General features: G+C 64.4%; 11 protein-coding genes. 9 read left to right on the top strand and 2 right to left on the bottom strand.

What is annotated here, in order from left to right:
* The first annotated feature begins 36 nt into the window (after window positions 1-36).
* The 5 genes from mltB to lipB all read left to right on the top strand — a co-directional run bounded on the left by mltB (window position 37) and on the right by lipB (window position 4,393).
* Window positions 37-1,101, top strand: coding sequence for a lytic murein transglycosylase B (gene mltB, locus KPL81_RS10160; RefSeq protein WP_219791831.1), 1,065 nt, complete (start codon window positions 37-39; stop codon window positions 1,099-1,101).
* 23 nt (window positions 1,102-1,124) lie between these two features.
* Window positions 1,125-2,057: a septal ring lytic transglycosylase RlpA family protein gene (locus KPL81_RS10155; protein ID WP_219792198.1), complete on the top strand. Its 933-nt coding sequence runs from the start codon at window positions 1,125-1,127 to the stop codon at window positions 2,055-2,057.
* A 45-nt stretch (window positions 2,058-2,102) separates the two neighbouring features.
* Window positions 2,103-3,308, top strand: a complete 1,206-nt coding sequence (locus tag KPL81_RS10150) for a D-alanyl-D-alanine carboxypeptidase family protein (protein WP_219791829.1) — start codon at window positions 2,103-2,105, stop codon at window positions 3,306-3,308.
* Between the two features lie 83 nt (window positions 3,309-3,391).
* The gene (locus KPL81_RS10145) at window positions 3,392-3,700 is read left to right on the top strand and encodes an HP0495 family protein (protein ID WP_219791827.1); all 309 of its coding nucleotides are present in this window, start codon (window positions 3,392-3,394) and stop codon (window positions 3,698-3,700) included.
* Window positions 3,701-4,393 (top strand): lipoyl(octanoyl) transferase LipB, encoded by a 693-nt coding sequence (lipB, locus tag KPL81_RS10140; RefSeq protein WP_219791825.1) that lies wholly within the window; start codon window positions 3,701-3,703, stop codon window positions 4,391-4,393.
* A 102-nt stretch (window positions 4,394-4,495) separates the two neighbouring features.
* On the opposite strand, the gene lipA is transcribed toward lipB, so the two are convergent.
* Window positions 4,496-5,548: a lipoyl synthase gene (gene lipA, locus KPL81_RS10135; RefSeq protein WP_209472871.1), complete on the bottom strand. Its 1,053-nt coding sequence runs from the start codon at window positions 5,546-5,548 to the stop codon at window positions 4,496-4,498.
* A 182-nt stretch (window positions 5,549-5,730) separates the two neighbouring features.
* Complete coding sequence (locus KPL81_RS10130) at window positions 5,731-6,720, bottom strand: LysR family transcriptional regulator (RefSeq protein ID WP_219791823.1); 990 nt, start codon at window positions 6,718-6,720, stop codon at window positions 5,731-5,733.
* Between the two features lie 32 nt (window positions 6,721-6,752).
* Between KPL81_RS10130 and KPL81_RS10125 the strand changes: the two genes are divergently transcribed.
* From KPL81_RS10125 to KPL81_RS10110, 4 genes are all read left to right on the top strand, one after another.
* Entirely contained in the window at window positions 6,753-7,787 is a 1,035-nt protein-coding gene (locus KPL81_RS10125) for an ATP-binding protein (RefSeq protein ID WP_219791821.1), read from the top strand.
* Between the two features lie 140 nt (window positions 7,788-7,927).
* Window positions 7,928-10,372 (top strand): DUF3141 domain-containing protein, encoded by a 2,445-nt coding sequence (locus KPL81_RS10120; RefSeq protein ID WP_240549163.1) that lies wholly within the window; start codon window positions 7,928-7,930, stop codon window positions 10,370-10,372.
* Between the two features lie 264 nt (window positions 10,373-10,636).
* Complete coding sequence (gene topA, locus KPL81_RS10115) at window positions 10,637-13,264, top strand: type I DNA topoisomerase (RefSeq protein WP_219791820.1); 2,628 nt, start codon at window positions 10,637-10,639, stop codon at window positions 13,262-13,264.
* Window positions 13,261-13,725 (top strand): DUF6586 family protein, encoded by a 465-nt coding sequence (locus KPL81_RS10110; protein WP_219791818.1) that lies wholly within the window; start codon window positions 13,261-13,263, stop codon window positions 13,723-13,725. The genes topA and KPL81_RS10110 overlap by 4 nt, the downstream gene beginning before the upstream one ends.
* Window positions 13,726-13,834 lie beyond the last annotated feature (109 nt).

Raw genomic sequence — 13,834 nt, 5'->3', positions numbered from 1 at the left:
CCGGACGATGTGGCCCAGTCAGGGAGTGGCGCAAGCATGAAGCCATCGAGAAAGTGGAAAGGGGCTGGCGCCGCGGCGGCGGTCACCGCGCTATGGCTGTCGGCTCCGGTCGTCTACGCTGCAGACTTTTCCCCTGCCGAGCATGACGGGGCCAGACAGTTGCTGGAGGAACTGGCCGGACGCGGCATCGAGCGCGACTGGCTCGAGGCGGCGCTGCAAGAGGCCGTTTTCCAGCAAGGCGTACTCGATGCCATGGCGGGTGCGGCGGAGCGGCGGCTGCGCTGGGACGAGTACCGCGAGATCTTCCTGCAGCCGGAGCGGATCAGTCGCGGGGTCGCCTTCATCGAGACCCATGAGGAAGCCTTTTCTCGTGCCCAGGCGGAGTTCGGTGTGCCGCCGGAAGTCATTGCCGCCATCATCGGCGTCGAGACCAGCTATGGCCGCTTCACCGGACGCCACCGTGTCATCGATTCGCTGGCAACGCTGGCGTTTCATCATCCGGCACGCGGCGATTTCTTCCGCGGCGAGCTGGCCGCCTTTCTCGAGATCAGCCACGAGCAGGAAGTCGAGCCCGGCAGTCTCATGGGCTCCTACGCCGGTGCCATGGGCTATCCCCAGTTCATTCCCAGCAGCTATCGTGCCTATGCGGTCGACTTCGATGGTGACGGTCAGCGTGACCTGTGGACCAACCCGGTCGATGCCATCGGCAGCGTGGGCAACTATTTCGCCGAGCATGGCTGGCGCCCGGGCGAACCCATTTATACCGAGGCCGAAGGGCCCGCCACCCCCCCTGCAGCGGTGGAGTTCAACCGCACGCAGAGGCCTTACGCACAGCTGGATGAGCTGGAGCGGAGCGGTATCGTTCCTCAAACTGAGCTCGAAGCCGAGGCGCCGGTCATACCGCTGGCGCTGGAGCTCGACGATACTGCCTGGCGCTATCGCCTCGGGTACGTAAATTTCTACGTCATCACACGTTACAACCACAGCCATCTCTATGCCATGGCCGTGACCGAGCTGGCCGAGGCGATAGCGGACCTGCGCAAACTGGAGCCCTTCCCGCTCTCTGCCTCCCTGTCCGACGAGCAGGAGGATTCGCTGTGAGAACGTTGTGCTGGGCACTGGCAATGGCGACTCTGTTGACGGGCTGTGCAGGCAGCGGCACTCAGCCTCCGGGACAGCAAGACAGCGGCTCGGCGTCATCCCCGTCGACGTCTACGGGACGCTACGCCATGAGTGGCGATGCCTATCCCCAGGATCCCCCCGATGTGAGCCAGATCCCTGATGCCGTTCCCCGCGTGGAAGCGCCTTCACGGGGAGGCAATCGCCCGGTTTACGAAGTATGGGGCAAGACGTATCGGGTGCTGCCGGATGCCCGTGGTTACGTCCGACAGGGTACCGCGTCCTGGTACGGCGAGAAGTTCCATGGCTACGCCACGTCGAACGGTGAAATCTACGATATGTACAAGATGAGCGCGGCTCATCGTTCCTTGCCGCTACCGACCTATGCCCGGGTCACGAACCAGGACAATGGACGCTCGGTGATCGTGCGGGTCAACGATCGCGGACCGTTTCACAGCGACCGCGAGATCGATCTCTCCTATGCGGCTGCCGCGCGACTCGATATCCTCGAACGCGGCACCGGCCGGGTAAAGGTCGAAGCGATCGATCCCGTGGTGTGGCTGGCAGAAAATGGCGGCAGTGACGCGAGCCGCACGGTTGCGCCTGCTGGCCAAGCGACGGCGCAGGCGTCGCCGCGGTCCGTCGCCAGCGCCGGCGCCGTGAATTCCGGCGGTGGCGCTACCTCGGCTGATGCCGGCAGTGCCGACGGTGTGCCGATCTACCTGCAGATCGCTGCGCTGGGGTCGGCCGACAACGCACGAGCGCTCAAGGCCCGCCTCGAGCGTGAGTTGTCGCAACCGGTGCGGGTGGCAGACGCCGCCGGCATGTACCGGGTCCAGGTCGGCCCGCTGGCGCATGCCGGGCAGGTCGAGCCCGTTCGGGCCGAACTCAGGCGTGCCGGTTTCGATCAGGCCTTTATCGTCAACGGCGCCGACTGATCGGCGCCTTTACCCTTGACCTTTCTCGACGTAGTGATGAGAACCATGCCCATACGAGTGCTGTTTTCCCGTTTCCGTTCGCGGCTTTTCCCGCTGACGCTGCTCGGCCTGCTGTTGGTCGTTTCCCAGGCCCTGGCGCAAGCGGTGCCTCAGCCTCAGACCCTGATACCGGCTTCGCCCCAGATAGCGGCGAAGTCGTGGATCCTGATGGATGCGGATAGCGGCAGGGTGCTGGCGGAGCACAACGCTGATGAGCGCCTTCCCCCGGCGAGCTTGACCAAGCTGATGACGGCCTACCTGGTCGAGCGTGAACTGAATCGCGGCAACATCAGTCTGGACGATACCGTGCGTGTCAGCGAGAACGCTTGGCGAACCGGTGGCTCCAAGATGTTCATCGAGGTCAACACGGAAGTCTCGATTCGCGATCTGCTGTACGGGATCATCATTCAGTCCGGCAACGATGCCAGTGTCGCCGTGGCGGAGCATCTGGCCGGAGGCGAAGCGCCTTTTGCCGACATGATGAACCAGCATGCGTCCCGTCTCGGTTTGAGCAATACCCAGTTCGTCAATGCCACGGGACTTCCCCACCCTGAGCACTACTCAACGGCACGGGATCTGGCGCAGCTTTCTCAGTACATCATCGACGACTATCCCGAGCACTACGCCATCTATGCCGAGAAGTACTTTACCTACAACGACATTCGCCAGCCCAACCGCAACCGCCTGCTATGGCGCGATCCGACCGTGGACGGCTTGAAGACCGGTCATACCGATGAAGCGGGTTACTGTCTGGTGGCGTCTGCCGAGCGCGACGGCATGCGGCTGATTTCTGTCGTCATGGGCACCAATTCGGAGGAGGCGCGGGCACAGGAAACCCAGAAGCTGCTCAGCTACGGGTTCCGTTACTACGAAACCCTCGAGCTCTACGAGCAGGGAGCGGTACTGAATACGCCGCGTATCTGGGGAGGAGAGAAGGACGAGCTGCGTGTCGGGGTCGACAGCGACGTTGCCATGACATTGCCGCGCGCGCGCAACCAGGAGCTCAGCGCACGCCTGGACCTTCGTCCGGACCTCACCGCGCCGGTCAGCCTGGGTGACCGGGTGGGCACGCTGGAGGTGCGTCTCGGTGATGAAATCGTGGGCGAGCAGCCTCTGGTAGCTCTTGAGTCGATCGAAGAAGGTGGTTTGTTCAAGCGGTTGTTCGACCAGGTGCGGCGATTCTTCAGCAGTCTGCTGAGCGTCTGGTTCTAGTCAGCCTCTGGCCGGTGCCCGCTTGGTCGGCGCCAGGTAGTTGAGTAGAATAGTCGGAATTCCACTCGAACGTGTTGAGAACCATGTCAGACGACAAACTGCGCGATCTGCGTCAGCCAGCGGCTGCCACCGTGTCGGCGCCAAAGATCACCTTTCCCTGTGACTACCCGATCAAGGTGGTGGGCGATGCTGCCGAGGACTTCACGGCCAGCGTCTGCCAAGTGGTGCTGCGCCATGATGCCAGCTTCGATGCCTCCAGCATTGAAGTAGTCGAGAGCCGCAATGCCCGCTTCCAATCGGTGCGGTTGACCCTGCGTGCCACCGGAGAGGCCCAGCTCAAGGCGTTGTTCGAGGAGCTCAAGGCCACCGGGCGCGTCCACATGGTGGTGTAGTTGAACGGTCAGAGGGGAGGGGCGCCGATCGCGCTGCTGCGCCTGGGTCGGCGCCCCTACCTGCCGGTATGGCGGGCCATGCGTGAATTGACCGATGGCCGCAGCGAGACGACCCCGGACCAGTTCTGGCTGGTGGAGCATGAGCCGGTCTTCACCCAGGGGCAGGCGGGCAAGCCAGAACATCTGCTGATGCCGGGCGACATACCGGTGGTGCAGACCGACCGGGGCGGGCAGGTGACTTATCACGGGCCAGGGCAGGTCGTGCTTTATCCCTTGCTCGACGTGCGCCGGACCCGGCTGGGGGTTCGCGATCTCGTCTCGGCGATCGAGGGTGCGGTCATTGCGCTACTGGCCGAGCAGGGCATCGAGGCACATGCGCGCCCGGATGCCCCGGGTGTTTACGTTGGCGATGCCAAGATCGCTTCGCTGGGCTTGCGCATACGGCGCGGCGCGAGTTATCACGGTGTGGCGCTGAACGTCGATGCCGACCTGGCGCCTTTTCAGCGTATCAACCCTTGTGGCTATGCCGGCATGGCCATGACTCGCCTGTCCGACCTGGTCGCTCGGCCGTTCTCTGTCGAGCAGGCCGGTTCGCGGCTGGCCGAGTGTCTGGCGCTGCAGTTGGGGCGTGAGCTCACTTCGACCGGGGCGGCCTGGCCTGTACCGCTGACGGACGCAGCGGACGTTAGATGAGCGCAACGTTGGCGTCGCGAAACATGGCCAGGCAGTACAGAAAGGCGACCGCAAGGTCGCCTTTTGCTTGGTACCGTCGTCCCGCCGACGGTGATGGGGGTGTCAACCGACGTTGACGGCCTGGATGCGATTGGGATCGGCCGCCTGGCCTGGCACCTCGGCCGGCGCGGCCAGTCCCAGGTTGTTCTTTTCGAATACCCGGTCGGCGCGGTAGCTGGAGCGTACCAGGGGGCCTGATGCCACTTCCATGAAGCCCTTTTCCAGGCCCAGGCGGCGATAGCGTTCGAATTCGTCCGGCGTCACCCAGCGTTCCACCGGCAGGTGGTTGCGGGTAGGACGCAGGTACTGGCCGAGGGTGACGATGTCGACGTCGATGGCGCGCAGGTCGTCGAAGGTCGCGAGGATCTCCTCATCGGTCTCCCCGAGCCCCAGCATCAGGCTGGTCTTGGTCAGCACGTCGGGGCGATGGCGCTTGGCATGCGCCAGCACGTCGAGGGTCTTGCGGTAGCCGGCGCGGGGATCACGCACGTAGTGGGTGAGCCGTTCCACCGTTTCGACGTTCTGGGCAAACACCTCCAGGCCGGAGTCGACCACGCGTTCGATGGCCTCCGGGTCGCCATCGAAGTCGGGCGTGAGCGCCTCGACCACGACTGCCGGGGTATGGGTCTTGATGGCCCGAATGCACGCCGCGTAGTGGGCGGCGCCGCCGTCGTCCAGGTCGTCACGGTCGACCGAAGTGAGTACGACGTAGCGTAGTCCCATCAACTCCACCGACTTGGCGGTGTTGGTCGGCTCCTCGGCGTCGAGCCAGCCGCGTGGATTGCCGGTGTCGACGGCACAGAAGCGACAGGCGCGCGTGCACACCGACCCCATCAGCATGATGGTGGCCGTGCCGTTGCTCCAGCATTCCCCCATGTTGGGACAGTGCGACTCGGCACATACCGTACTCAGGCGATGCTCGTTGACGTTGCGCTTCACTGCCTCGAAACGGCCGCCGCCGGGTATCTGGGCGCGCAGCCATTGTGGCTTGCGTCCCGGTTCGGGGCGCTCCTCGGCCTGCTGGCGTTGCTTGATGCCGTCCTTGATGGCGGCGAAACCATGCTCGGTGCGGAACTTCGCGCCGCTCGGCACGCGTTTCGAGGTGCTGTCGCTCATAGGGTGTGAGCCCTCCACTCGGCGGCTGCCACAACCATGTCGGGATGCTGCGCTACGTCGAATTCATGGCGGCGCCAGCCCGCATGGCATGCAATTGATACGATGGGTCGCTGGCCCGTAATCTAACATATCCGCATCGGCCTGGCACGGCGATCCTGGCCGGTGCCACAAGCCGGGCGACGCTATCCGGGAGGTATCGGCAGGCAGATGACACCATGATCGGGCATCGGCTGCGGTGGGGCCTTGAAATGCGCCTCTATCTCGCCGAGCCGCTCGCGTACGAAGCGCAGGAACAGTTCGGTCACGGGGGTGGGGAAACGGTCCCGAGGATAGACCGTGCACCAGGAGCGTCGCAGGGGAAAGCCTGGCAGCGGCAATTCGGCCAGCAAGCCTGCACGAAGTTCCAGGCGAACGGCCAGCCGGGGAAGTACCGTGACGCCCAGGTGTGCCATCACGCCCTGCTTGATCGCCTCGTTGGTACCCAGCTCCATGGTATGCTGAAGCGCGACGTCCTGTTCGGCGGCAAGCTGCTCGAAGGCGGTGCGTACGCCCGACCCCGATTCGCGTATCAGCAGATAGTGACGGGCGAGATCCTCCAGCGTGGGGGAGCGGGCGTCGAGCAGCGGATGGCCAGGCCAGACAATGGGAATCAGCTCATTCTCGAGGAACGGCATGAAGGCCAGGTTGTCGTCATCCTCCGGCACCATTGCCATGATCACCAGGTCATCACGGCGTGTCGCCAGCCTTTCCAGCGCCTGGCTGCGGTTGCAGACCTGCAGCCGCACCTGGACATTGGGATAGTGGGCACGAAAACGGGCGATCAGGTGAGGAACCACGTACTGCGCCGTCGATACGGCCGCCAGGTTCAGCTCGCCGGAGATCGTGCCGTCCATGTCGGAGAGCGTCATCTGCAGTCGCGAGACCTGGCCGAAGATAGCCTGTGTCGTGGCTGCCAGCGCATCGGCTGCCGGCAGCACGTGAAGCGTCTTGCCGGCATACTTGAACAGCGGCTGGCCCAGGGCTTGTTCGAGTTGCCGGATCTGCGCGCTGACCGCCGGCTGGGTCAGGCCCAATTGCTCGGCGGCCCGGGAATAGGACTGTTGCCTATGCACCGCCTGGAACACCTGTAGCTGGCGAAAGGTCAGGCGGTTCAGCAGGCTAGGCGTCGTCATCTATCAATCCGCTGGAAGGGGTGGGAGGCCCGTTGAAGAAGCCTTTTCATGCTATCACCGGGGACGGTCGGGGTCATGCCATCGGCACCATGAGTCCATATCAAGCGTCATCCAGCCCTCTCCCAGGCGTGCTGCGCCGTGGGGGCTGGCGTGGCGTAATGCTGGCGGGAAGCGGCCTGGCTGCATTGCGTGCCGGTCAGGCCTGCACGGAGCTCGAACTGGCCTGGCATGGCAGCGATGGTGCGGTCGACGATGCCTTGGTGCAGCGTGCCCAGCGGCTGGGCTGCGATGTGCTGCACCCCGGGGAGACGGGAGCCGGCGTGCAGCTCTGCCTTGCTCGTGCCTGTGCGCGTGCCGGACTGGCTTTCATAGGCCCGCGGGAGAGCCACATCGCTGCCATGTGCGACGCGGATGCCGTGCGCCAGCTAATGCGCGAAGCGGGGGTGCCGTTGGGGGAACTCTCGGCCCAGGCGCCGCGGGTCCACCTGCCGGTGCTGGCCGATTGCCGGGGACAGGCATTGGCCCTGGTCGAGCATGAGCTGCTTGCCGAGGGGTTTGCCATGGCCCCCAGCGAGCGCCTCACGCCTGAGCAGCGTGCCTATCTGGGGCAGCTTGCCGTGCAGGGCGCTCGCTCGTTGGGCCTGGTCGGCCTGGCGACGCTGAGCTTTTCTCTGGCCGAGAACCGGCTGGGATTCGTTGGCATGCGCCCTGGCCTGACGGGCTACGAGGGGCTGGCTGAAGTCCTGACCGGGCTCGACCTGGCGGTAGAGCAGATCCGCCTGGTGGCAGGGGAGCGGCTCCGGCGGCCGCGGGTCGGACACATGGGGCATGGTCCGGGGCGGCCAGGTCAGGCACGTTGGCACTTGCTTCCGTCGACAGCAGGTCTATTGGGCGGTGGGCCGGGGGTCAGGCTCGACCGAGCCTCCCCCGTTGGCGACGAGGCCAATGTGCGTTTGTTGGTCTGGGGACGGGATGGTGCCGAAGCCAGCCGTCGCGAGCGCCGGGCGCTAGCCGAGTGGCAGGTGGCGTCAGCCATCCTGAGGGGACAGATCGGCGAGAGTGGCTGAATAGGCCCACGACCCAGTCACAAAAAATCGACAAAACGGCTGCATTGCAATCGCACAGGGCGTACTATGCTTGCTGCATTGCAGCATCTTTTCTCCTCCCGTTGACCACGTTCCGTTAGCGGAGACATCAGGAGCCGAACATGAACGCACCCTTGCCGACACCCCCGACAGAATTTCTCAGCTTTCTGGATCCGTTCGGTTTCGGTCGTGCCGCCTTCGATTACTGGCGGGACGCCGTCGAGCGCAGCGTGTTGTACATGGACGTGATGCGCGAGCGTGGCAACCAGTATCTCGAGCATATCGAGAAGACCAAGCCCAATGTGCTGGGTTTCGATGCCGAGGTGGTGATGGACGGGCGCGATCTGCCGCGGCCGGTCAACTACGAATTGATGCGCATTCTGCCGCCGGCCGACGTCGAGGTCGATCTCCAGGCGCGGCCCTTCGTGGTGGTCGACCCACGGGCCGGGCATGGGCCTGGTATCGGTGGGTTCAAGCCCGACAGCGAGATCGGTGTCGCCCTACGCGCTGGCCACCCCTGCTATTTTATCGGTTTTCTGCCTTATCCCGAGCCTGGCCAGACAGTGGAGGACGTGGTGGAGGCGGAAATCGCCTTCCTGCGTCGAGTCATCGAACTCCACCCGGAGTCCTGCGAGAAGCCTATGGTCGTCGGCAACTGCCAGGCGGGCTGGCAGATCATGATGGCCGCCTCCCTCGAGCCCGACTGCTTCGGCCCGATCCTGATCGCCGGGGCACCGCTCTCCTACTGGGCCGGCGAGCGGGGCAAGGCGCCGATGCGCTATACCGGCGGCATGACCGGCGGCAGCTGGATGACGACACTGGCCAGCGATCTGGGTGACGGGCTGTTCGATGGTGCCCTGCTGGTGCAAAACTTCGAGCGACTGAACCCTGCCAATACCTGGTGGGACAAGCAGTATCGCCTGTATGCCAACGTCGATACCGAGGCCGAGCGCTATCTCAATTTCGAGCGCTGGTGGGGCGGTCACGTAGTCCTGGGTGGAGAGGAGATCCAGTACATCGTCGATAACCTGTTCGTCGGCAACCGGCTCTCCACTGCACAACTGGTGACCTCGGACGGCCGTCGCATCGACCTGCGTAACGTACGCTCGCCGGTGGTCGTGTTCTGCTCCCAGGGTGACGACATCACCCCGCCTCCCCAGGCGTTGGGCTGGGTGCGGGATCTCTATGAAGATACCGATGACATCATCGCCAGCGAGCAGACCATCGTCTACTGCGTCCATGACACCACCGGGCACCTGGGGATCTTCGTGTCGGGGAGTGTGTCGCGCAAGGAGCACGCCGAATTCACCGCCAACATCGATTACATCGACGTGCTACCGCCGGGCCTTTACGAGACCACGGTGACCAGTGCCAAGGAGCGCGATGATGCCGAGTTGCTCGAGCGTGACTATCTGCTCGAGTTCAAGGCCCGTTCCATCGAGGGATTAAACCGGGACGTGCTGCATCATCGCGAAGACGATGACAGGCGCTTCGCTACCGTGGCGCGCCTCTCGGAAATCAATCTGGGACTCTACCGGCTCTTTCTGCAACCCTGGATTCGTGCGGTAAACACGCCCGAGGCGGCACGTCTGATCCGCCGCATGCATCCCATCCGGCTGGGCTACAAGTTGCTCTCCGACCGCAACCCGCTATCGGTACCGCTGCCGGTGTTAGCCGACTGGGTGCGCCATGACCGCCATCCGGTCGGTGAAGACAACCTGCTGCGCACTCTCGAGCTGGCGGCGTCGCAGCAAATCTCCCATGGCCTCGACACCTGGCGCGAGATACGCGACCAGAGTATCGAGCATCTGTTCCTCACGCTGTACGGCCAGCCCCTGTTGCAAGCCATGGTCGGCCTGGGGGGGGACGCCCATGTGCACCGCCGTCAGCCCGGCAGCGAGCCTGAGCATCGCCGTTTCCTCGAGCGGCGTCAGGACGAGCTGCGCCAGCGGGTGGCAGAGGGCGGCATACACGAGGCGGTGATGCGTTCGGTCATCCACGTGCTGGGTGGAGCTCCTACCACGGATGAACGCAACTTCAAGCGCCTGCGCGCCTCGCGCGCCGAGCTGGAGCCCGGCAGCAGACTGTCGGACTTCAAGCACCTGGTGCGTGAGCAATTCTTCATCCTCAAACTCGACCGTGATGCAGCGCTGGCAGCGATTCCTCAACTGCTCGCCGAGGAGCGGGGCGAAGCGATTCGCGCATCTCTAGAACACATCGACCATGTTCTGGCGGCCAGCGGTGAACTCTCCGAACATGCCAGGAAGCGCTACGAGCACATTCAGCAACTCTTCGGCGAGGCACTCGAGCGGGTCGATCCTGAACTGCATCGTCAGGCGTTGGCCGAACTTCACGACGAGGTGGCGATAGGCGCCAAGGCCGAAGCCACTGCGCAGAATGAAGTCAGCAAGCTGCTCGAGGCCGATGACCCAGCGGCGTCGGCCAAGACGGCGGCCAGCCGCTCGACAGCGCGTCCCGTCGATCCCGAGGAACAGGGCCGCTCCGGCGATGCCGCGGGTCGAACGACTACCAGAAAGGCAGTGCCGCGCAGGACGCGCAAGCGCTGAGCAACACGGCGCGTGCTGGTATCGAGCGCCCCTGCCCATCGTGGCAGGGGCGCTGGTCGTTTGGCGGCTAAGGTCGCGGCGAGGCATGATCGACTTGATGCTTGTTTCCCATTGCTGCTTTACTGCCGCCATGCGGAAGCGACTGGCGTGATTTGGGTTGCTGGGGTAGGGTAAGCGGATTTTTCACCGTCACCGCCGAGTTAGCGGCGGAACGGAACCGTTCAGGCGGGCTGCAGAACCCCGCCGTGCAGAATGTGGAGCGCTATGGGCAAGTCATTGGTCATCGTCGAGTCGCCGGCCAAGGCCAAGACGATCAACAAGTACCTCGGCAGCGAATTCGTCGTGAAGTCGAGCGTGGGTCATATTCGTGACCTGCCGACCAGCGGCTCGGGCAAGGCGGCTTCCGATCCCAAGGAGCGTGCCCGCCAGGCGGCGGCGACGCGCAAGATGTCGCCCGAGGAGAAAGCGGAGTACAAGAAGCACAAGGCCAAGGAGCAGCTCATCCGGCGCATGGGGATCGATCCCGAACACGGCTGGAAGGCGCACTACGAGATTCTGCCCGGCAAGGAGAAAGTGGTGGCCGAGCTGCAGAAGCTTGCCGAGAAGGCGGACGCCGTCTATCTCGCCACCGATCTCGACCGCGAGGGGGAGGCCATCGCCTGGCACCTCAAGGAGACCATCGGTGGCGACGATGAACGCTACCGCCGTGTAGTGTTCAACGAGATCACCAAGAATGCCATCAAGGAGGCGTTCAAAGAGCCCGGCACGCTCAATATCCCTCGCGTCGAGGCACAGCAGGCGCGTCGTTTTCTCGACCGGGTGGTGGGCTTCATGCTCTCTCCGCTGCTGTGGGCCAAGATCGCTCGCGGGCTTTCGGCCGGTCGCGTGCAGTCGGTGGCGGTACGCCTGATCGTCGAGCGCGAGCGCGAGATTCGCGCCTTCGTCCCCGAGGAGTTCTGGGACGTGCATGCCGATCTCGTCTCCGACCAGGGCGAACCGGTGCGCTTCGAACTGGCGCGCCAGGACGGCAAGGCGTTCCGGCCCACCTCCGAGGCCGAGACGCTGGAGCGCATCGAGACATTGCGCAAGGCATCTCTTGCCATTACCGCCCGCGAGGACAAGCCCACCCGCTCGAAGCCCAATGCGCCGTTCATCACCTCGACCCTGCAGCAGGCCGCGAGCGGTCGCCTCGGTTTCTCGGTGAAGAAGACCATGACCCTGGCCCAGCGTCTCTACGAGGCAGGCTACATCACCTACATGCGCACCGACTCCACCAACCTGTCTCAGGATGCGGTGGCCATGGCGCGTGAGCACATCGAGCAGGCATACGGCCAGCGCTACCTGCCTGAGTCTCCCAATCGTTATTCGAGCAAGGAGGGGGCGCAGGAGGCGCACGAGGCCATCCGGCCATCGGATGTCGGTCTCCAGGCGGGCGACCTGGCGGGTATGGAGCGCGACGCCGAACGCCTCTATGACTTGATCTGGCGCCAGTTCGTGGCCTGTCAGATGACTCCGGCGGAGTACCTATCCAGCACCCTGACCGTCGAGGCCGACGGCTACGAACTCAAGGCCAAGGGACGGGTGCTCAAGTTCGACGGTTACACTCGGGTGCTGAAACCGGCCGGCAAGAACGAGGACCAGGCGCTGCCAGACCTCGCCGAGGGCACGCCCATGCGGCTCGAGGCGCTCGACCCCCAGCAGCACTTCACCAAGCCGCCGGCACGCTATACCGAGGCGAGTCTGGTCAAGGAACTGGAGAAGCGTGGGATCGGGCGCCCATCGACCTACGCCTCGATCATTTCCACGATTCAGGACCGCGGCTACGTCAAGCTGGAGAGTCGGCGCTTCTATGCCGAAAAGCTCGGCGACATCGTCACCGAGCGGCTCAAGGAGTCATTCCCCGACCTCATGGACTACTCCTTCACCGCGCGCATGGAGGACAGTCTCGACGAGGTGGCCGAGGGCGAGCGCAACTGGCGCGAATTGCTTGACGCTTTCTACGCCGAATTCCGCGAGGAGCTGGAATCGGCCGAGAGCGAGGAAGGCATGCGCCCCAACCAGCCGGTACCCACCGACATCGACTGTCCCACCTGTGGCCGCAAGATGCAGATCCGCACGGCGTCCACCGGGGTATTCCTGGGCTGCTCCGGCTACAATCTGCCGCCCAAGGAGCGCTGCAAGACCACTATCGACCTGTTGCCCGGTGACGAGGCGGTACCCGCCGATGCTGGCGAGGAAGCCGAGACACAGGCCTTGCGCGCCAAGCACCGTTGTCCCAAGTGCGGCACGGCGATGGACAGCTACCTGATTGACGAGAGCCGCAAACTGCACATCTGTGGCAATAGCCCCGACTGCGACGGCTACGAGATCGAGCACGGCAAGTTCCGCATCAAGGGTTACGAAGGCCCCACCATCGAGTGCGACAAGTGTGGCAGCGAGATGCAGCTCAAGTCGGGTCGCTTCGGCAAGTATTTCGGCTGTACCAATGAGGCATGCAAGAACACCCGCAAGCTGCTGCGCAGCGGTGAGGTGGCGCCTCCCAAGATGGATCCGATCCCGATGCCGGAGCTGGCCTGCCAGAAGGTTGACGACCACTATGTCTTGCGCGATGGGGCCAGCGGCCTGTTCCTGGCGGCGAGCAAGTTCCCGCGCAACCGGGAGACTCGCCCTCCGCTGGTGAGCGAGCTCAAGGCTCACGCCCAGGAGCTACCTGACAAGTACCGCTATCTGCTCGAGGCGCCCAGCGAGGACCCGGAAGGCCGCCCGGCCCAGATTCGCTACTCGCGCAAGAGCAAGGAGCAGTTCGTGATGACAGAGGAGGAGGGCAAGGCGACCGGCTGGCGGGCCATCTACGATAAGGGTAGGTGGCATGTAGAGGATAAGCGCAAGTGACCCCGAGAGCCCGAACCAACCAGTTGCTCTACCAGGCCGAGCTGATCCTGGATGTGGCCTTCGGCGATGACGAGCACGCCGAGGCGCGACGCATGGCAAGCGAGGAGGCGGCGCTGGCGTTGATCGAGCTGGCGCTGGAGTCGCTGCTGCGCGAGGTGACCGAGCATGCCCGGCTCGAGCGGCACGACTGGCGTGAACTGCTCGGCAGCGAAGGGGCGGGCATTGCCGAGTTGCACCGGCTACGGGAGCTGGCGGCTCGTTCGGAAAGCTGGCTCGGCTGGTTGTTGCAGCGCATCGAGGCGTTGCATGACTCTGCCGGCGTGGCGCGCCGACGTAGCCCCTCCCCGTCTGGGCTGATCGCGGTGGGCAGCGGCGCGGCGCTGGGTGACGAGCTGCGCGGCTGCCTGCGCGAGGCCAAGCGCGAGATCGCCGCGCTGCGTGAAACCAGCGAGGAGTGGTAGCCTCCGGACACTACGCCTGCAGCATCATTCCGCCAATCGCCTTTGGTTGATGTCGATCAAGTGGTAATGGCGGGCAACGGCTAGGATGAAAGCAAGCAGCCGGTCATCG

The sequence above is a fragment of the Billgrantia antri genome (assembly GCF_019430905.1).
Lineage (GTDB): Bacteria > Pseudomonadota > Gammaproteobacteria > Pseudomonadales > Halomonadaceae > Halomonas > Halomonas antri.
Note: the sequence above shows the minus strand (reverse complement) of the source record. Positions and strands in the feature narration are given on the sequence as shown.

Excerpts from the sequence above, each read along its gene's own strand:
- topA (WP_219791820.1), top strand. The coding sequence starts at position 10,637 with ATGGGCAAGTCATTGGTCATCGTCGAGTCGCCGGCCAAGGCCAAGACG.
- lipA (WP_209472871.1), bottom strand. The coding sequence starts at position 5,548 with ATGAGCGACAGCACCTCGAAACGCGTGCCGAGCGGCGCGAAGTTCCGC.
- KPL81_RS10155 (WP_219792198.1), top strand. The coding sequence starts at position 1,125 with ATGGCGACTCTGTTGACGGGCTGTGCAGGCAGCGGCACTCAGCCTCCG.
- KPL81_RS10120 (WP_240549163.1), top strand. The coding sequence starts at position 7,928 with ATGAACGCACCCTTGCCGACACCCCCGACAGAATTTCTCAGCTTTCTG.
- KPL81_RS10130 (WP_219791823.1), bottom strand. The coding sequence starts at position 6,720 with ATGACGACGCCTAGCCTGCTGAACCGCCTGACCTTTCGCCAGCTACAG.
- KPL81_RS10145 (WP_219791827.1), top strand. The coding sequence starts at position 3,392 with ATGTCAGACGACAAACTGCGCGATCTGCGTCAGCCAGCGGCTGCCACC.
- mltB (WP_219791831.1), top strand. The coding sequence starts at position 37 with ATGAAGCCATCGAGAAAGTGGAAAGGGGCTGGCGCCGCGGCGGCGGTC.
- KPL81_RS10150 (WP_219791829.1), top strand. The coding sequence starts at position 2,103 with ATGCCCATACGAGTGCTGTTTTCCCGTTTCCGTTCGCGGCTTTTCCCG.